An 18,528-nucleotide genomic window follows, 5' to 3' on the forward strand; every position below is an offset into this window, starting at 1 on the left:
TTACTCGCGTCTCCCCGCCGGCCGACAGCGATGCCTGTTGCACTGGACAGCAACCAGACGGTCTCAACCGGCCGCCTGATGCCTTCGTGCGTGCGCTCGCGAACAGATTCCGGAAAACATCTCAACTGGTACGCGCGTCCGGCTAGCGGAGGCCAAAAAAGCTCAAGATCGCTATCACGATGACCACAGCTCCAACGAGCCAAATGATATTGTTCATGATCTCTCTCCTGTTGCCTGGGGGAAGCCCGCGCCTCTGGCGGAGAACGCGGGCCGACCAGTCTTTGCCGACTGATCCGCAGCAGACACCAAATCGTGATCCCGGCTGCGAGAAATAAAACCATCAGGCACGTCTAATGTTCCGTCGTTGACCAGATCCGGCGGTGACAGTGAACGTTCGGGCCGATGCCGGACCACCGGAACCAAAGCGATCAGGGGCAGTTAATCCAATGAAGGGCTAATTAAGAAAACGGAGAAATTGCAATGAAAACAATGATCATGTGCGCGTTGGCGCTTTCCATTGGACTGCCCGTCGTGGCTTCGGCAGCCGAAGCCGATGTGGTTGTTAGAACCCATCATCGACATCACGGCAGCGTCAAGATCATCAACGAAGACGGTCAGCGCTTACACCACCGCCGCCATGGTACTGTGGCGTTCTACGACCATGGGCGCCGGCATCATCACCGCGATACCGTTGTCGTGACAGGTTCCGTCTCCACCCATCGCCACCACCATCGGCACCATCCCGTGGTGATCGAGAACGACGGGTACTGACCACAGATCTCCGGCCCGATTCTTGAAGGAATCGGGCCACGAGAGGCCCTTTGATCATGCTTTTGGCAGCACCGTCGGCAAGACAATTGCCCCTAGCCAGACTTAGGTCTGACCCCTGCCCGACCGAAGTCCAGGTTGGAAACGCATGCGCTTGCCCCAAATTCGGGGTGGCGGGCAAAAATGATCGATGAAACCAAGAGCAGCAGCATGTCGAACCGTGAGACCAAACGATCCGATGCCCTGAGCACGCGAGTAACAGAGATCAAGGCCAGGATGCAGCAAGCCCAGATTACCGAAGACGAGATGAAGACCTTCCAGAAGGTCGCGGCCATCATGGAGGGCGGCGAGGGCCGAATCGAGGTTGACGACCTGATTGCCGCGTCATTCCTCACCGACACGCTGCTGAACAGCCCGAAGCGTTAAGCGACCATGCCGACGATTAGCAGACTTTTTGATTCCCACGCCGATGCGACGCGGGTCGCTAGCAACCTGGTGGCGGCCGGAATTCCTCGCGTACAGATCGCGATCATCGGGCCTTACAATGACGGGGCAGGATCTGTTTGGGTTTCCGCTTTGGGATCGGTACTGGGCGCTGCTGCCGGCGGGTTGGCATGTCTGAGCGCCGTTGCGGCAGTTGGCATCAATCCTGTTGCTGCGAGCGTATTGCCAACAGCGGTGGCTGGCGCGGTCTGTGGCGGCGTTGCCGGCGGTCTGTTTGGAACATTCGCCCTGCGCGCCATGAAGGCGGATGATCAGGACGTGGCCGAGGGCGTCGTCCTGGTGACGGCGCATGTCGATGAAAATGACGCCGAGATCGCTCAGACAGTGCTCGGCGGTCCCTCGTCGACGTTGGTGGCCGAAGCAGCTTAGGAAAGCCGCCTCGACGTCGCCGGAACCGGCACTCTCCGTTTGCCAGCGATTGAACTCCACACCCGGCAAATAGCAATTCAGACTGGGGATGTTCCTGCTGTCGACCGCATGGCCGAGCCCTGTGGCAGGTTCCTTCGCGGCCGCATATTTTGACGAAAAGGCCCGTCGGCTCTAGGGTCGATTAACCTGATGGAATGAGTGAAACGGCGGGCCGAGTGCGACATGAATTTGAATTCAACCACAGCCCCGCCCTTGATTCTTGTGATGACGCTGGTTCTCGTCGCTGGCTGTTCATCGCTCGGCAGAACCGTCGATCCAGCGAAATACGATTCAATGACGTGCACCGACCTCAACAGTGCGATGGGAGACGTCGCCCGTGACATCTCGCAAACGGCAATCACGCGCGGCAAGGTCGCCAACACCAATGTTCCACGCTGGCTGCTCGGCGGCTCACGCGTGAAGACCGCGGTAGCCAACCGTGAAACAGCCAGGATCGACCGGCTTAAGCAGCAACAGGATGCCATTGCCGCCGTGCGAGCGCGCAAGTGCCCGAGGACCGCGAATTGAGCGGACAGCCAACGCCTCGGTGCAGAGCCCGGTTCAGGCGCTCAGGCGAAATCGCGTCACGTCGATCGCGGCGGCCATCAGCGTCTGTGTGTAGGCGTGCTGCGGATTGCTGAAGATCGCCTCGGTCGGCCCTTCCTCGACGATCTTGCCCTGTTTCATGACGATGATGTAGTCGGCCATGGCGCGCACGACCGACAGATCGTGGCTGATGAAGAGATAGGACAATTCGTGGTCCGCCTGCAGCTTGCGCAGCAGTTCGACGATCTGTTTCTGCACAGAGCGATCGAGCGCCGAAGTCGGCTCATCCAACACCACCAGCCTGGGCTTCAGGATCATGGCGCGGGCAATGGCGATGCGCTGCCGCTGACCGCCGGAGAATTCGTGCGGGTAGCGGTTGCGGGCGTTGGGGTCGAGGCCGACCTCGCGCAATGCCTCGACCGCGCGTTGATCACGCTGCTTGCCCGAAAGGTCAGGCTCATGCACCAGAAGTCCTTCGGTGATGACCTGGCCGACAGTCATGCGCGGCGACAACGAGCCGAACGGGTCCTGGAAGACGAGCTGCATCTGGCGCCGCAGCGGCCGCATCGCCTGCCTGTCGGCTTGGGAAATGTCGCGATCGCCGAAACGGATGAGCCCGTCACTCGGCAACAGCCGCAGCAAGGCGCGGCCAAGCGTCGACTTGCCCGAGCCGGATTCACCAACGATGCCGATGGTCTGGTTGCGCTGCAGCCGGATCGAGATGTGATCGACTGCACGCAGCATCAGCGGTTCGCCAGCAAGAAACCCGCCGCCGATCCTGAACGTCACTTCGACATTCCTGCCTTCGAGCAGCACTGGGGCGTTGGCGGGCGGCGGCGCCTTGCTGCCGGTCGGCTCGGCCGCCAGCAGCATTTTCGTGTAGGCATGCTGTGGGTTGACGAAGATGGCCTCCGCCTCCCCCTCCTCGACAACCTCGCCCTGGCGCATGACATAGACCCGATCGGCAAAGCGGCGGACGATGCCAAGATCGTGGGTGATGAAGACGATCGCCATGCCGAGCTTGCGCTGCAATTCGGCCAGAAGCATCAGGATCTGCGCCTGTATGGTCACATCGAGCGCCGTCGTCGGCTCGTCGGCGATCAATATGTCAGGGTCGTTGGCGAGCGCCATCGCGATCATCACACGCTGGCGCTGGCCACCCGACATTTCGTGCGGATAGGATTTCATCCGCCGCTCGGGATCGGGAATATGCACCAGCCGCAGCAGTTTGAGCGCCTCTTCACGCGCCTCGGCGACATTCAGACCCCGATGCCGGCGGATCGGTTCGATCAACTGGTTGCCGATCGAATAGAGCGGATCGAGCGAAGTCATCGGCTCCTGGAAGATCATGCTGATCTTGCGGCCACGGACCTTGTTGAGCTCGGATTTGCTGAGCGTTAGAAGATTGCGGCCACGATAGTCGACGCTGCCTGTCGCTTCGCCATTCGACGCCAGCAGGCTCATCGCCGCCATCATCGTCTGGCTTTTGCCGGAGCCGGATTCGCCGACCACGGCAACGGTCTCGCCCGATTTGACATGGATGTTTATGCCCTTGACCGCCTCGACGGCGCCGTCGAGCGTGCGGAAGCGGACACGCAAATCCTTGACGCTGAGGATCGTTTCGGAAGCAGCCATCTCAGCGGTCCCCCTCTTTATCGATCCGCATCTTAGCGATCCCCATCTTAGCGATCCCTCGGGTCGAGTGCGTCGCGCAGGCCGTCGCCGACGAAGTTCAGCGCAAACAGCGTCGAGACGAGGAAGAAGGCGGGGAACAGGAGCAGCCAGTTGGCGGTGCCGATGTTCTTGGCGCCGACCGAGATCAGAACGCCCCAGCTGGTCATCGGCTCCTGCACGCCGAGGCCGAGAAACGATAGGAAGCTTTCCAGGATGATCACCTGCGGCACCAGCAGCGTCATGTAGATGACCACCGGGCCGAGCAGGTTGGGGATGACGTGGCGCAGCAGGATGCCGCGCTGGCCGACGCCCATGGCTTCCGCCGCCTGGACATATTCCTGGCGGCGGATCGACAGTGCCTGGCCGCGCACGATGCGCGCCATGTCGAGCCACAGCACGGCGCCGACGGCCAGGAACATCAGCACGAAGTTGCGGCCGAAGAACACCACCAGCATGATGACGAAGAAGATGAAGGGCAAGGAATAGAGCACGTCGACGATGCGCATCATCACCTCGTCGACCTTGCCTCCGGCAAAACCGGCAGCGGCCCCGTAGACCACGCCGATGACCACCGCCACGACGCCCGCGAGCAGGCCGATGGCCAGCGATATACGCCCGGCCATCAGCGTGCGCGACAACAGGTCCCGTCCGGTGTTGTCGGTGCCGAACAGGAAATATTGCTGCTTGATCGAGGCGCTCATCGTCACTTCGAGACCGTCCGGCGACTTGCTCTCGATCTTGGTGTCGTCAAAGGCATCGGATCGGTCAAGATAGCGGATGTTGCGATCGTCGATCGGCCTGGTCGACTTGACGGTGACGAAGACCTGGTTGCCTTCCTGCCGCCATTCCTTGATGTCGACCCGCATGCGCTTGATCGCTTCGGTGAGCGCCGTCTCGATCATGTCGGCCTTCGGATAAGCTGACAGGCTTGGCGGCATGCGCACATAGTCGGCATAAATGGTGGTGTATTGATGCGGCACGAACCATGGCCCGAACACGCTGACGACCCCGATCAGGGCAAGGTAATACAGGCTGAACATGGCGGCGCGATTGGCCTTGAGCCGCGCCCAGGCATCCCCCCAGAGCGAACGGCCGATGACGGTGGGGGCGACTGTGGCCGCGATGTCAGTCATAGCGCACTCTCGGATCGACGACCGCGTACATGACGTCGACGAACAGGTTGAAGACAATGGTAAAGATGGCGATCACCACCACCGTTCCCATCACCAGCGTGTAGTCACGATTGAGCGCGGCATCGACGAAATAGCGGCCGACGCCTGGGATGGAGAAGATCGTCTCGACGATGACCGAGCCGGTCAGCAGTGCCGCCGCCGCCGGACCGGTGAAGGAGACGATCGGCAGGATGGCGCCGCGCAAAGCATGCTTGACCACCACCGACCAGTCGGACAGGCCCAGCGCGCGCGCCGTGCGGATGTGGTGGGACCGCAAGGATTCGATCATCGAGCCACGCATCAGCCGGGCGACGATGGCGATCTGCGGCAGGGCGAGCGTCAGCACCGGACCGACCTTGTTGATGAAAGCGCCATCGCCCCACCCACCGATCGGCAGCAGCCTCCAGGTCAGCCCGAACAGGAGTTGGATCACCGGCGCGATGACGAAGGTTGGGATGGTGCTGCCGGCCGTCGCCAGCGCGATCACCGTATAGTCGCCAAGCTTGTTCTGATTGAGCGCCGCAATGGTGCCGAGCACGGAACCGAGCAGCAGCGCCAGGACGAGCGCCGAGGCGCCGAGCTGAACCGAAATCGGCAGCCCCTTGGCGAACAGTTCGGTGACGGTGAAATCCGGCATGTTGTAGCTCGGGCCGAAATTGCCGCGCAACAGATTGCCGAGATAGTGGACGAATTGTAGCCAGAGCGGGTCGTTGAGGCCGAACTGGGCTTCGAGATTGGCCCTGATCTCGGGACTGAGCCCCCGCTCCTGGTTGAATGGACCGCCCGGCGCGACGCGCATCAGGAAAAACGCCATTGTCACGATGACGAACAGCGTTGGAATGGCGGTCAGAAGCCGCCGTAATACGTATCGCAGCATCGGTGCCCCGCTTGATCCAGAGCCGCGCGCGTCCAGTTGGACGGCCGCGCTCCAGCTTTCAAATCTTCGCACCGGCATTGCCGAAATCGAATTCCGGTACCCGGGCCGATGCGATGGCAAACCATCGCCACCGCGCCTGGAGGGCGCGGTGGCTTGGCCAGGGTTAGTCCTTGCTGACGAAGCGCGACGGATGCACGTCCATCACGTTGTCGACGAAGCCATGCAGCTTCGAGGAGACGATATCGTGGTAGCTGTAATAGAGGAGCGGTATCTGGCCGACGTCGTCGACCAGGATGCGTTCGGCGTCGGCCAGTTCCTTCATGCGCTGTTCGGGGTTGCCGCCGGCGGCGGCGGCCTTGTCCATGGCCGCTTCATAGGCCGGGCTGTTGTAGTCCGAATAATTGTTGCCGCTGGCTTTGCGCGAGATGCCGAGGAAGGTTTCCGGATCCTTGTAGTCGGCGATCCAGGCGGCACGTGCCAGATCATAGTTGCCCTTCTGCTCGAGGAAGGAGTAGTGGGTCTTGGTGTCGGTGTTGAGCAGCGTGACGTCGACGCCAAGCGGCTTCAGCTGTTCCTGGATCGCCACCGCAGTGTTCTTGTGGTTTTCCGACGTGTTATAGCGGATTTCCATCTTCAGCGGCTTTTCGGGCGTATAGCCGAGTTTCTCGAGGATCTTCTTGGCCGCATCCTCGCGGTCGATCTGCGGCATGTCCGCATATTTGGCCATTGCCGGCGTGTAGCCTTCGATGCCGGGAGGCACCATTGAATAGCCGGGCAGCATCGAGTTCTGCCAGACTTTTTCGGCGAGGAAGTCGCGGTCGATCGCCATCGAGATGGCATTGCGCAGCTCTACATTATCCCACGGCGCCTTGTCGGTCTTGATCGCATAATAATAGGTGCCGAGATACGGTCCGACGTGGATCTGGTCGCCAAACTTGGTCTTGAGATCGGCGAGCTGTTCAGTCGGAAGGTCGTCGTAGCTGTCCAGTTCGCCTGCCTCGAAGCGCTTCATCGCCGAAGAGCGGTCCTCGGTCGGGATGTAGTTGACGACGTCGAACTTGACGGTCGCCGCATCCCAGAATTTCGGGTTCTTGACCAGCTTCATATGATCGTTGGGAACCCATTCGGCCAGCGTATAGGCGCCGTTCGAAACGAGATTGCCGGGCTTGATCCAATCGGCGCCGAGCTTTTCGATGGAGGCCTTGCTCACCGGATAGGTCGCCTGGTGGGTCAGCATCTCCAGGAAGTAGGGCGTCGGCGCCTTCAGCGTGACCTCCAGGGTATTTGCGTCAATCGCCTTGACGCCCATGTCCTCAGGCTTGCCCTTCTTGGTGTTGACGTCCTCCGCACCCTTTACCGGATACAGCATCGAGGCATATTCGGCGCCGGTCGCCGGATCCTCCAGCCGGTGGAAGGCATAGACGAAATCGTCCGCCGTAACCGGGCTGCCATCCGACCACATGCCGTCCTTGCGCAGCTTGAACGTATAGACGGTTCCGTCGTCCGAAACCGTCCAGCTCTCGGCGGCACCAGGAATGAGATTGGCCTTCTGGTCCTGCATGACCAAGCCCTGGAACAGGTCGCGCAGGACATTGGCTTCGTAAACCGTGGAGGTCTTGTGCGGATCGACCGACTCCGATTCAGCGGCGGTGCCCCTGTTATAGACGGTCTCGGCAAAGGCCTGCGCGTAGAACGTCCCGGCGGCCAGCGTCATCGTCGTGGCGAACACAGTCGCCTTCAGCATGTTTTTCAGCATGAAGTTCTCCCTGTCGGCGCTGCCGTTGGCGCGCCTATTAAGTGTTGACGCCCTGGAGCCGATATCTGACCCCTTTGAGCGCGCCGCTGGTTCCCGTCCTGCGGCTCGTGCCCAGACACTAACGCGGAGAATTTTTATTTCAACAGACTCTCTGGGTCACCCAAAGTAAGGCGGACGAAAGCTATGGTGTGGCCGCTGAAACACCAGCCGAAACCAAAAGCTTGACTTGGTTTCTTCACCTCGACGCTACTTTTCACCGCGAATCGGGAGCCATGCCAGTTTGCCGGAATGTCTTAATGCGTTCTTAAGCAACCTGAGGTTACATTACGAATACCTTCTATACGGTTCGAGCTTCAGACGCGCGGCGGCTATGAGTAACGGAGCAAGTAAATTGCCCAAAATCCGTCAACTAATGCGGAAATTTCAAGAAGAGCGCGGTACCTCTGCGGTTGAGTTTGCCTTGCTTTCACCGATTTTCATTCTTCTTCTACTCGGAATGGTTGCGTACGGTATATACTTCGGCGCCGCCAACTCGATCCAGCAGATCGCAGCGGATGCCGCCCGCACGGCAATTGCCGGGTTGAACCAAACCGAACGTCAAACGCTCGTAGCCAGCTTCGTCACCAACAATGCCGGCGGATATCCCTTCGTGGATGTCAGCAAGTTGACCTACCAGGCCAACGACAGCTCGGCCGATGGAAGCCAGTTCGTGGTGTCCATCCAATACGACGCCCGCAACCTGCCGATCTGGAACCTTTTCCCGGGCATAGCCATGCCCGGGACCACGATCAGGCGCCAGTCAACGATCAGGGTCGGGGGCATTTGAATGCTGCTGCATGCGTGCAATGGGATCGGTCGGCTTGCCCGGTTGATGCTGAGTGACAGGAAAGCGAACTTCACCGTCATGGCGGCATTGAGCGCGCCGGTGGCGCTGGCGCTGGCCGCAGTGGCCATCGACGAAGCCTCGATCTACACCGAGCGCCGCGAAGCGCAGGCAATGGTGGATCTGGCGGCGATCACCGCCGCCTCGAACATGACCAATGTCAATACAGCGGTCGTTACCACGCTGACCGACAACGGCATGCCAGGGGTTGTCGTTCAAAGCTCGGGACAGACGATCGAGCCGGCGGTCGGCAAAACCGTCGTGACGGTCACGCCCGGGCGATATGTGGCATCCGGGGCCAATGTGGGCCAGCGTTTCCAGGCCAGCATAACCCCCTACAATGCCGTCCGTGTCACCCTGAAGAAGATCCCCGCCCGCTATTTCGCGAGTTCCCTGATCCCCACTCCCGTCATCGGCACCCAAGCCACCGCCAGCATGACGCCACAGGCGACATTCTCGGTCGGATCAAGGCTCGCCAGCCTCGATGGCGGTATCCTCAACGCGCTTCTCGGCGGGCTTCTCGGCAGCAACATCTCGCTCAGCGTCATGGACTACAACGCGCTGATCTCCGCGGATGTGAGCGTGCTCTCCTTCGTGGACGGTCTTGCCACACAGCTGAACCTGACCGGCGTGTCGTATTCGGATGTGCTGGCATCGAAGGCGACCGTCGGCCAGATCGCCACGGCCATGGCCAATGTGCCCGGGCTTGGCAACACGGCCAAAGTCGCCCTGCAGACGATCGCGTCCAAGTCGACCAGCACGGTCCAGATCCCGCTCAGTCATCTGGTCGATCTCGGCTCCGTCGGCAAATTGGGCCTTGGGCAAAGGCCCGCCGGCCTCGGCGTCGACGCCAGCGCCTTGGGAATGCTGACGGCCGCCGCCGGACTGGCAAACGGTTCAAAACAGGTCGACGTCGCCCTCGGCGCCACCATTCCCGGGGTGCTGTCGACCACGCTCGCCATCGCCATCGGCGAACCGCCGCAATCCTCGCCATGGCTGGCGGTTGGAGAAGCCGGCACCGTGGTGCGCACCGCGCAAACGCGCATCAAGCTGCTGTTCACCCTTGGGGTCGGCAGTAATCCGAACCTGAGCGGCGGCATCAGCCTGCTGTCGGTCAGGTTGCCACTGAATGTCGAAGTGGCCTATGCCGAGGCCAAGCTGACCGACATCAGCTGCCCGACCGGCCCCGACAGCCTGAAGGTTACCATTGCCGCGAAGCCTGGCGTCGCCGCGCTGAAACTTGCGGCCAGCGATACCGATAGCAACCCCACTGCCTTTGCCGATTTCAGCAACGAACAATCGTTCTCCGACGCCAACATCGCGGATGCCAGCCTCAATCTGCTGCTGCTAAAAATCCCGCTGCTACAGGTGAAGGGTTCGGCTGGGGCCGACGTCACCAACGTCAACCCGACCAACCTGGTCTTCAATAAAACCGAGATCGCTGCCAAGATCATAAAGGCGACGCCAACACGGGACCTGACCCAGACGCTGACCGCGTCACTTGTCAACGATCTGTCGCTCTACGTCGGTTCGCTTGGCATCATCGGGCTTGACCTAACCGCCATACTCGGCGTCGTGAAGCAGCCGGTGCTGGCTTTGTTGAAAACCGTGACCGCACCAGTCGACACATTGCTTTACAGCCTGCTCGATACGCTCGGCGTGCATCTCGGCGTGGCCGATGTCCGGGTCACCGGCGCGACATGCGGACGTGCCGTGCTGGTGCAGTAACGTCGCGGGATATCAGTCGAGCCTGCCCAAAAAGGCTCCGAGCGCTGGCAGCAAAAGCTCAGTCTCGACGACCGCGGCATTGCCATCCAGCTGCGCAACCGCTCGGATGTCCCCCGGCAACGGCCAATTGGCCGGTCCTCCGGCGAAATTGAAGACACAGAGCAGTCTTTCACCGCCGCCGTCGCGGATGAAAGCGAGCAGGTCACCCTCGGCGTCGAGAAAGCGGATCGAGCCGGATATCAGCGCCTCATGCTCCCCGCGCAAGGCCAGCGCAGCCCGGTAGACGCGAGCACAGAGACCGTGTCGGCATTCTGGACGTCGACGGCGCGAGCGCGATGGCTGGCCGGTATCGGCAGCCAGGGCCTGGCCGTGGAGAAGCCTGCATTGTCGGCGCCGGCCTCCCACACCATCGGCGTGCGGCACCCATCCCTGCCCTTGACGCCTGGCCAGAAGCGGATGCCGACGGGATCGCGCAGATCTTCATAGGCCAGCTCCGCCTCCTCCAGCCCGAGTTCCTCGCCCTCATAGAGGCAGATCGAGCCGCGCAGGCAGGCGAGCAGCATGATCGAGAATCTTGCGACCGCGTCGGGCTCGCTGTCCGGCCTTGTCCAGCGGCTGACATGGCGCGCCACGTCATGGTTGGAGAAGGCCCAGCAGACCCAGCCGTCGGAGACGGCCGCCTCGAAGGCTTCGACGCAGCCACGCACATGCGCGGCCGAGAACTGCGGACCGAGCAGGTCGAAGGTGTAACACATATGCAGCTTGTCGCCGCCTGAGGTATAGGCGGCGAGCGTCTGCAGCGAGCGGCCTTCATCGCCGATCTCGCCGACGGCAGCACGGTCGTCATATTCGTCGAGCAGCGCCCTGAAGCGGCGCAGGAACGCCAGGTTTTCCGGCTGCGTCTTGTCGAACAGGTGCTCCTGGTAAAGGTAGGTGTTGGTCTCGCTGTTGGTGCCGGCGACGCTTGATGCCAAGGGTGGATTGCTGCGCAGCCAGCGGTCGTGGACATAGTAATTGACCGTATCGAGCCGAAAACCGTCGACGCCGCGCTCCAGCCAGAAGCGCACGGTTTCCAGAAGCGCGTCCTGAACCTCCGGATTGTGGAAATTCAGATCGGGCTGCGAGGGGAGGAAATTGTGCATGTAATACTGCCGGCGGGTCGAATCCCATTCCCAGGCCGGGCCACCGAAGACGGAGAGCCAGTTGTTTGGCGCGCCGCCATCTGGCTTGGTATCGGCCCAGACATACCAGTCGGCCTTGGGGTTATCGCGGCTGGCGCGGCTTTCGACAAACCAGTCGTGCTTGTCGGATGAATGCGACAGCACCTGGTCGATGATGATCTTCAGGCCGAGACGATGCGCCTCGGCGACCAGCGCATCGAAATCCTCGAGCGTGCCGAACATCGGATCGACATCGCAGTAGTCCGACACGTCGTAGCCCATATCGGCCATCGGCGACTTGAAGAAAGGCGACAGCCAGATGGCGTCGACACCGAGCGAGGCGACATGGGCGAGCCTCGATGTGATACCGGCGAGATCGCCGCTGCCATCGCCGGTCGTGTCCTGGAAGGAGCGCGGATAGATCTGGTAGATGACGCAACCGCGCCACCATCCCTTCTTGTCACTCGCCGCCATTGCGCTTCTCCCTTGTGCCGGCCTGCGCTCGTTCGATCATGAAGATCATCGTCCGCCCGGATATTGGCCGCGAGATATCCGCCGCATCCGGCGCTTCGATATCTGGGGCCCAGAAGAATCCGTCTCGTTCAGGCAAGGTGAACATGCAGGCCCGGCGATCGCCGTTGATAAGCACCGCAAGACGGCGGCCGTCATCGCTGGCGCCACTCAGGACCATGACAAGACGGTGCCGCTGCGGATCCTGCCAGCTCTGTTCATCGAGCGGCGCGCCCGTCTCAGCAAGCCATGCGACGTCCGGTATCTCCGAACCTGCCGGCGGCTGGCCAGTGAGGAAGCTTGTGTCGGAAAGCGCCGGCATCGATCGGCGCAGCCTCGAGAGTGCCGCTGTGTAGCGCTCCAGCGCCTGGTCGCGGCCGGCCCAGTCGAGCCAGGTGATCTCGTTGTCTTGGGCATAGGCGTTGTTGTTGCCTTGCTGGGTGCGGCCGAATTCGTCGCCCGCGGTCAGCATGATGGTGCCGCGCGAGGCAAACAGCGCGGCGAGCAGAGCGCGCTGGTCGTTCTGGCGAGCCGCTGCCACGGCCGGGTTGTCCGCATCACCTTCCACGCCGTTGTTCCAGGACAGGTTTTCATTGTGGCCGTCGCGGTTCTGCTCGCCATTGGCTTCGTTGTGCTTGCGCTCGTAGCGCACGATGTCGGCGAGCGTCATGCCGTCATGGGCGGCGATGAAATTGACACTGCGGCTGGCGCCTTGCCCGTTCGCGGCAAACACATCTGACGAACCGGCGAGCCGGGTCGCCAGGGCGCCGACCATGCCGGCCTCGCCACGCCAGAACCGTCTGACATCGTCGCGATACTTGTCGTTCCATTCGAGGAAGGGCGCTGGAAAATTGCCGAGCTGATAGCCGTCGGGGCCGATGTCCCACGGCTCGGCGATCAACACGCGATCGGCCAGCAGTGCGTCATCGCGCATCGCTCTCAGCAGCGGCGCCTCGGCATCGAATGTGCCCTCGACCCGCCCCAGAATGGGAGCGAGGTCGAAGCGGAAGCCATCGACACCGGCATCCCTGACGAAATGGCGAAGCGTGTCGAGGACCATCTCCTGGACCACAGGATGGTCGCAAGCGACTGTGTTGCCGGTACCGGTGTCGTTGGCCAGCCTGCCATCAGGTGTGTGCCGGTAGTAGGCCTGGTTGTCGAAGCCGCGCAGCGACAGCGTGGGACCAAGCCTGTCGCTCTCGCCGGTGTGGTTGAAGACGAGGTCGAGGATGACGCCGATACCAGCCTGGCGCAGCACAGCGACCGTGTTTCGCAGTTCCATGATGCCGCCCGGCGCAAGGCGCGGATCGAGGGCCATGAACGTCACGGGATTGTAGCCCCAGGCGTTGCGCAGCCCGAGCGGCGGCAGATGCCGTTCGTCGATCGACGCGGTCACCGGCATCAGTTCGACCGCGCCAACGCCGAGTTTTTTCAGGTGCTCGACGATCGCCGGTTGAGCAAGTGCGGCGACTGTTCCGCGCAATTTTTCGGGAACGTCCGAATGCAGCATGGTGAAGGCGCGCACCGGAATTTCGTAGACCAGGCCGCCGGCGCGGAAAAGCGGCGGCGCAGCCTGCACAGGCTTCGGTAGCGCAGCCGCGATCGCCTTCGGCATCAGCGACGCGGTATCGCCCCCCTCGCCCCGGCGATCGGCCAGCCGCCAGTCGTAGGCATAAGGCCTGTCAATCTCGACGGCGTAGGGATCGGTCAGCAATTTGTCGGGGTCGAACCACAGTCCATGCTCCGGCGCATAGTCCCCGTCGGCGCGGAAACCGTAGCGGGTTCCGGAGCCAAGACCTGCAACGAACAGCGCGTGGACGCCCTCGCCTTCCCGCTGCAGTTCGAGCCGTTCGATTTCCCGCATGCCCTGCTCGTCGAAGATCGAGACCCAAAGCCGACGGGCGGCCTGCGACCAGGCGGCAAAGCGGATGCCTTCGCGGGTGACTGTGGCGCCGAGCTGGGTCATGCCCGCGCCTCACCTTCTCCCCTGGCGGGAGAAGGTGGATCGGCGCGCAGCGCCGAGACGGATGAGGGGTGTTGGAAGGAACGCGGCGTTGGTGATCTGGACATCGGTTTGCGCCAAGCTGGAGCACCCCTCATCCGACCGAGCTTCGCTCGACCACCTTCTCCCACAAGGGGAGAAGGTGAAACGCGCGCAGCCACTCTCAAGTGATCACGCTCGGCTTGGGGCGGCCGGTATGGCTGTGAATCCCGGCAATATCGTCAGCCGCGGCAATCAGATCGGCAAGGGCGGCCTGGGTGTCGAGATCGTGCCGAGACTTGTCCGGCTCGTAGCGCTCGATGTAGACGCGCAACGTCGCGCCCGACGTGCCGGTGCCGGACAGCCGAAAGACGACCCGCGAACCACCTTCGAACAGAACCCTGATGCCCTGATGCTCGCTGATCGAACCGTCGACCGGATCGTGATAGGCAAAATCGTCGGCGCTGGCGATTTTCAGGCCGCGCACGCTGGTGCCAGGCAGCGAGCCGAGCTTGGCACGCAGTTCGTCGACCAGCGCGTTGGCGCGGTCGCTCTCGACCTCTTCATAATCGTGCCGCGAATAGTAGTTGCGACCGTAGGTCGCCCAGTGCTCGGTGACGATCTGCTTGCAGCTTTCGCCACGCGCGGCAAGGATGTTGAGCCACAAAAGCACCGCCCACAGGCCGTCCTTTTCGCGGACATGGTTGGAGCCGGTGCCGGCACTCTCCTCGCCGCAGATCGTCGCCATGTCGGCATCGAGCAGATTGCCGAAGAATTTCCAGCCGGTCGGCGTCTCATAGATGCCGACGCCGAGTTTTTCAGCGACGCGATCGGCCGCGCCACTGGTCGGCATCGAGCGGGCAATGCCTTTCAAACCGGCCTTGTAGCCGGGCGCCAGACGCGCATTGGCGGCGAGCATGGCGACCGAATCCGACGGGGTGACGAAAATGCCCTTGCCGATGATCAGATTGCGGTCACCATCCCCATCCGAGGCGGCGCCGAAATCCGGCGCGTCCGGTCCCATCATCTCGTCATAGAGGTGTTTGGCGTGGACAAGGTTCGGGTCCGGATGGTGGCCGCCGAAATCCGGCAGCGGCTTGAAATTGCGGCAGGTGCCATTGGGCGCGCCAAGCCGGTTTTCCAGGATCTCCTTGGCGTAGGGACCGGTCACCGCGTGCATGGCGTCGAAGCGCATGCGGAAGCCGGACTTGAAGAGTTTGCGCAGGGCGTCGAAATCGAACAGGCTTTCCATCAGCGCGGCATAGTCCACGACCGGATCGATGATCTCGACCGTCATGCCGGCGGCCTTGACCGTTCCTGTTGTGTCGATGTCGATCGGATCGATATCGGCGATCTTGAAGCTCGAAATCGCCTTGGTCTTTTCGAAGATCGCGTCGGTGAGCTTTTCCGGCGCCGGGCCGCCATTGCCGGCATTGTACTTGATGCCGAAATCCTCATGCGGGCCGCCCGGATTGTGGCTGGCCGACAGGATGATGCCGCCAAAGGTCTTGTATTTGCGGATGACATGCGAAGCGGCTGGCGTCGACAGGATGCCGCCCTGCCCGACCATCACCTTGCCGAAGCCGTTGGCGGCTGCGATGGCGATGGCCTTCTGGATGACCTCGCGGTTGTAGAAGCGGCCGTCGCCACCGATCACCAGGGTCTTGCCCTTGAAACCGTCGAGCGCGTCGAAGATCGACTGGATGAAATTCTCGGCATAGTGCTCCTGCTGAAAGACAGGCACCTTCTTGCGCAGGCCCGACGTGCCGGGCTTCTGGTCGGAATAAGGCTTGGTGGGAACGGTCCGTATCATGCTTCAGGCAACCCTTTTCGAAAGCAGCGAACGATAGAGTTCGACGTATTTTTCCGCGCTCTTGTCCCACGACACATCGGCTTTCATGCCCTGGCGCTGCAGTGATTCCCAGACCGTCGGACTGGCATGGGCGTCGACGAGGCGGCGGATAGCGTGCAGCAAGGCGCCGCCATTGTTGGGCGCGAACTGGAAGCCGGTGGCGACGCCGGCAGAGACGGCAGCCTCATTGGCGTCGATGACCGTGTCGGCGAGGCCGCCGGTGCGCGCGACTACCGGCACGCAGCCATAGCGCAGGCCGTAAAGCTGCGTCAGCCCGCACGGTTCGAAGCGCGAGGGAATGACGATGGCGTCGCAGCCGCCCTGCATGATGTGCGACAGCCCCTCGTCGTAGCCGACGACGACGCCGATGCGGCCGCGATGCCTGGCGGCGGCGGCAAGCAGCGCGCCTTCGAGACCGGCATCGCCCGATCCCAGGATGGCGAGCCGCGCACCCGTCGCGACAATGCCGTCGACCACCAGCGCCAATATGTCCATGCCCTTTTGCCAGGTCAGGCGGCTGACCACGCAGACGATCGGGCTGTCATCGCGCTCAAGGCTGAAGCGGTCCTCCACGGCAGCCCTGTTGGGTGCGCGCGCCTTCAGCGTGCTGGCCGTGTAGTTGGACACCAGATGCTTGTCGGTTTCCGGATCCCAGATGCCGGTGTCGATGCCGTTGACGATGCCATGGAGATCGCTGGAGCGCATGTTGATGAGGCCGTCGAGGCCCATGCCGAATTCGGGCGAGCGGATTTCCTGCGCGTAGGTCGGACTGACCGTGGTGATCGCCCAGGCGGCCTGCAGGCCCGCCTTGAGGAAGCCGACACCACCATAATATTCGACGCCGTCGAGCGCCATCGCCGCCGCCGGCAAGCCAAGCTCGCCGAAAATGCCGGCGCCGAACTGGCCCTGGAAGGCGAGGTTGTGGACGGTCATCATCGAAGGCACGCCGACCGCCTTGCCATAGCGCATATAGGCCAGCGTCATCGCCGACTGCCAGTCATGGGCGTGCACGATGTCGGGCTGGTAGCCCGAGATGGCGCCGCCGGCAATGTCGCCGCCGACCTGGCTCAACGCCGCGAAACGCCGCCAATTGTCTGGCCAGTCGACGCCAGTCGCATTGCCATAGGGGCCGCCGGGACGGTCGAACAGATGCGGCGCATCGAGCACGAACAGTTCGAGCCCGGCGAGTTGGACGGAATGGACAGAGGCCTTGCCGCCCTGCAGCAAGGGGTATTGCAGAACCGCCCGCTTTTTCTTGAAGGCGGCCATGACGGTCGGAAAGCCGGGCATGAGCGTGCGCACGGTCACGCCCTTGGCCGCCAAGGCAATTGGCAGCGCGCCGGTCACGTCGGCAAGCCCACCGGTCTTGATGAGCGGGAAAATTTCCGGCGTGACCGACAGAACCTGCATGCGTCAGAGCCCCAGCTTGTCGATCATGTCCTGGGTGACCAGGCAGATGCCCTTTTCGGAAACGCGGAAGCGCTTGGCGTCGAGAATAGGATCTTCGCCGACCACCAGCCCTTCCGGTATCCTAACACCATGGTCGATGACCACGCGCTTCAACTTTGCGTTCCGGCCGACATGAACGTCGGGCAGCATGACGACTTCTTCGAGCGTCGAATAGGAATTGATGCGCGCGCCGGTGAAGATCAGGCTTTTTTTCAGCGAAGCCCCCGAGACGATGCAATCGCCCGAAACCAGCGAAGACACGGCCGAACCGCGGCGGCCATCCTCGTCATGCACGAACTTTGCCGGCGGCTTCAATTCGGCATAGGTCCAGATCGGCCAGTCGCGGTCGTAGAGGTCGAGCTCCGGCGTGATATCGGTCAGGTCGATATTGGCTTCCCAATAGGCGTCGACCGTTCCGACATCGCGCCAGTAGGCCTCGTTCTCAGCGGTCGAACGGACGCAGGACTTGGCGAAGCGGTGCGCGATCGCCTTACCGTGCTGGACGATATAGGGGATGATGTCCTTGCCGAAGTCGCGGCTCGAGCCCGGCTCGGCCGCATCGCGGCGCAACTGCTCCATCAGAAACTTGGTCTTGAAGACGTAAATGCCCATCGAGGCCAAGGCAAACTCCGGCTTATCGGGAATGCCGGGCGGATCGGCGGGCTTTTCGACGAAGGCGATGATGTTGTCCTTGCCATCGACATGCATGACGCCGAAGCCGGTGGCTTCAATGCGCGGCACTTCGAGGCAGCCAACGGTGACGTCGGCATTGGCGTCGACGTGCTGGCGAAGCATCATCTCGTAGTCCATCTTGTAGATGTGGTCGCCAGCCAGGATGACCATGTATTCGGGTCCGTAGGCCTCGATGATGTCGATGTTCTGATAGACGGCGTCAGCCGTGCCCTCATACCACTGCGTTTCCGAGACGCGCTGGCTGGCCGGCAGGATGTCGAAGCTTTCGTTTCGCTCGGGGCGCAGGAAGTTCCAGCCGCGCTGCAGATGACGGATCAGCGAATGCGCCTTGTACTGGGTGGCAACGCCGAGGCGTCGAATGCCGGAGTTAAGCGCGTTGGAGAGCGCGAAGTCGATGATGCGCGTCTTGCCGCCGAAATAGACGGCCGGCTTGGCACGCCGGTCGGTCAGTTCCTTGAGGCGGCTGCCACGGCCGCCGGCCAATACATAGGCCATGGCATCGCGCGCCAGCGGCTGGGTCCGTTTCAAGTCTGCCATTTCTACCCTCCCAAGTTACTCGATCTCGAC

The 18,528-nt window shown here is 62.2% G+C and carries 14 protein-coding genes and 1 pseudogene; 6 read left to right on the forward strand and 9 right to left on the reverse strand.

Going from position 1 to position 18,528, the window contains the following annotated elements; all coding sequences use genetic code 11:
• The first annotated feature begins 480 nt into the window (after positions 1–480).
• The 4 genes from EN932_RS05575 to EN932_RS05590 all read left to right on the forward strand — a co-directional run bounded on the left by EN932_RS05575 (position 481) and on the right by EN932_RS05590 (position 2,208).
• Positions 481–771 (forward strand): hypothetical protein, encoded by a 291-nt coding sequence (locus EN932_RS05575; RefSeq protein WP_024503706.1) that lies wholly within the window; start codon positions 481–483, stop codon positions 769–771.
• A 207-nt stretch (positions 772–978) separates the two neighbouring features.
• Positions 979–1,194 carry a hypothetical protein gene (locus tag EN932_RS05580; protein ID WP_024503705.1) on the forward strand — a complete coding sequence of 72 codons (216 nt, stop codon included), beginning with the start codon at positions 979–981 and terminating at the stop codon, positions 1,192–1,194.
• Between the two features lie 6 nt (positions 1,195–1,200).
• Positions 1,201–1,641, forward strand: coding sequence for a hypothetical protein (locus EN932_RS38720; RefSeq protein ID WP_245460921.1), 441 nt, complete (start codon positions 1,201–1,203; stop codon positions 1,639–1,641).
• A 222-nt stretch (positions 1,642–1,863) separates the two neighbouring features.
• Positions 1,864–2,208: a hypothetical protein gene (locus EN932_RS05590; RefSeq protein ID WP_127368552.1), complete on the forward strand. Its 345-nt coding sequence runs from the start codon at positions 1,864–1,866 to the stop codon at positions 2,206–2,208.
• A 33-nt stretch (positions 2,209–2,241) separates the two neighbouring features.
• Here EN932_RS05590 and EN932_RS05595 read toward each other — a convergent pair whose 3' ends face one another.
• From EN932_RS05595 to EN932_RS05610, 4 genes are all read right to left on the reverse strand, one after another.
• Entirely contained in the window at positions 2,242–3,861 is a 1,620-nt protein-coding gene (locus EN932_RS05595) for an ABC transporter ATP-binding protein (protein ID WP_013532689.1), read from the reverse strand.
• Between the two features lie 47 nt (positions 3,862–3,908).
• Complete coding sequence (locus EN932_RS05600) at positions 3,909–5,033, reverse strand: ABC transporter permease subunit (RefSeq protein ID WP_013532690.1); 1,125 nt, start codon at positions 5,031–5,033, stop codon at positions 3,909–3,911.
• Positions 5,026–5,949, reverse strand: coding sequence for an ABC transporter permease subunit (locus EN932_RS05605; protein WP_127368550.1), 924 nt, complete (start codon positions 5,947–5,949; stop codon positions 5,026–5,028). The genes EN932_RS05600 and EN932_RS05605 overlap by 8 nt, the downstream gene beginning before the upstream one ends.
• Before the next feature lie 163 nt (positions 5,950–6,112).
• Positions 6,113–7,705 (reverse strand): peptide ABC transporter substrate-binding protein, encoded by a 1,593-nt coding sequence (locus EN932_RS05610; protein ID WP_127368549.1) that lies wholly within the window; start codon positions 7,703–7,705, stop codon positions 6,113–6,115.
• A 412-nt stretch (positions 7,706–8,117) separates the two neighbouring features.
• Here EN932_RS05610 and EN932_RS05615 point away from each other — a divergent pair, with 412 nt between their 5' ends.
• Positions 8,118–8,531, forward strand: a complete 414-nt coding sequence (locus EN932_RS05615; RefSeq protein ID WP_174564973.1) for a TadE/TadG family type IV pilus assembly protein — start codon at positions 8,118–8,120, stop codon at positions 8,529–8,531.
• A complete protein-coding gene (locus EN932_RS05620; RefSeq protein ID WP_127385084.1) occupies positions 8,532–10,316 on the forward strand; it encodes a TadG family pilus assembly protein in 1,785 nt (594 codons plus the stop codon).
• A 12-nt stretch (positions 10,317–10,328) separates the two neighbouring features.
• On the opposite strand, the pseudogene EN932_RS05625 reads toward EN932_RS05620, so the two are convergent.
• From EN932_RS05625 to glgC, 5 genes and pseudogenes are all read right to left on the reverse strand, one after another.
• Positions 10,329–11,950: pseudogene (locus EN932_RS05625) on the reverse strand (alpha-glucosidase family protein).
• The gene (gene glgX, locus EN932_RS05630; RefSeq protein WP_127385086.1) at positions 11,937–13,952 is read right to left on the reverse strand and encodes a glycogen debranching protein GlgX; all 2,016 of its coding nucleotides are present in this window, start codon (positions 13,950–13,952) and stop codon (positions 11,937–11,939) included. Before glgX ends, EN932_RS05625 begins: the two are co-directional and overlap by 14 nt.
• Before the next feature lie 199 nt (positions 13,953–14,151).
• Positions 14,152–15,780, reverse strand: a complete 1,629-nt coding sequence (locus tag EN932_RS05635; RefSeq protein ID WP_013532697.1) for an alpha-D-glucose phosphate-specific phosphoglucomutase — start codon at positions 15,778–15,780, stop codon at positions 14,152–14,154.
• Between the two features lie 3 nt (positions 15,781–15,783).
• The gene (glgA, locus tag EN932_RS05640; protein ID WP_127369650.1) at positions 15,784–17,229 is read right to left on the reverse strand and encodes a glycogen synthase GlgA; all 1,446 of its coding nucleotides are present in this window, start codon (positions 17,227–17,229) and stop codon (positions 15,784–15,786) included.
• Between the two features lie 3 nt (positions 17,230–17,232).
• On the reverse strand, positions 17,233–18,498 hold the full coding sequence (gene glgC / locus EN932_RS05645; protein ID WP_127385087.1) for a glucose-1-phosphate adenylyltransferase: 1,266 nt from the start codon (positions 18,496–18,498) through the stop codon (positions 17,233–17,235).
• Positions 18,499–18,528: the final 30 nt, after the last annotated feature.

The sequence above is a fragment of the Mesorhizobium sp. M7A.F.Ca.US.002.01.1.1 genome (assembly GCF_004022955.1).
Taxonomy (GTDB): Bacteria; Pseudomonadota; Alphaproteobacteria; order Rhizobiales; family Rhizobiaceae; genus Mesorhizobium; species Mesorhizobium ciceri.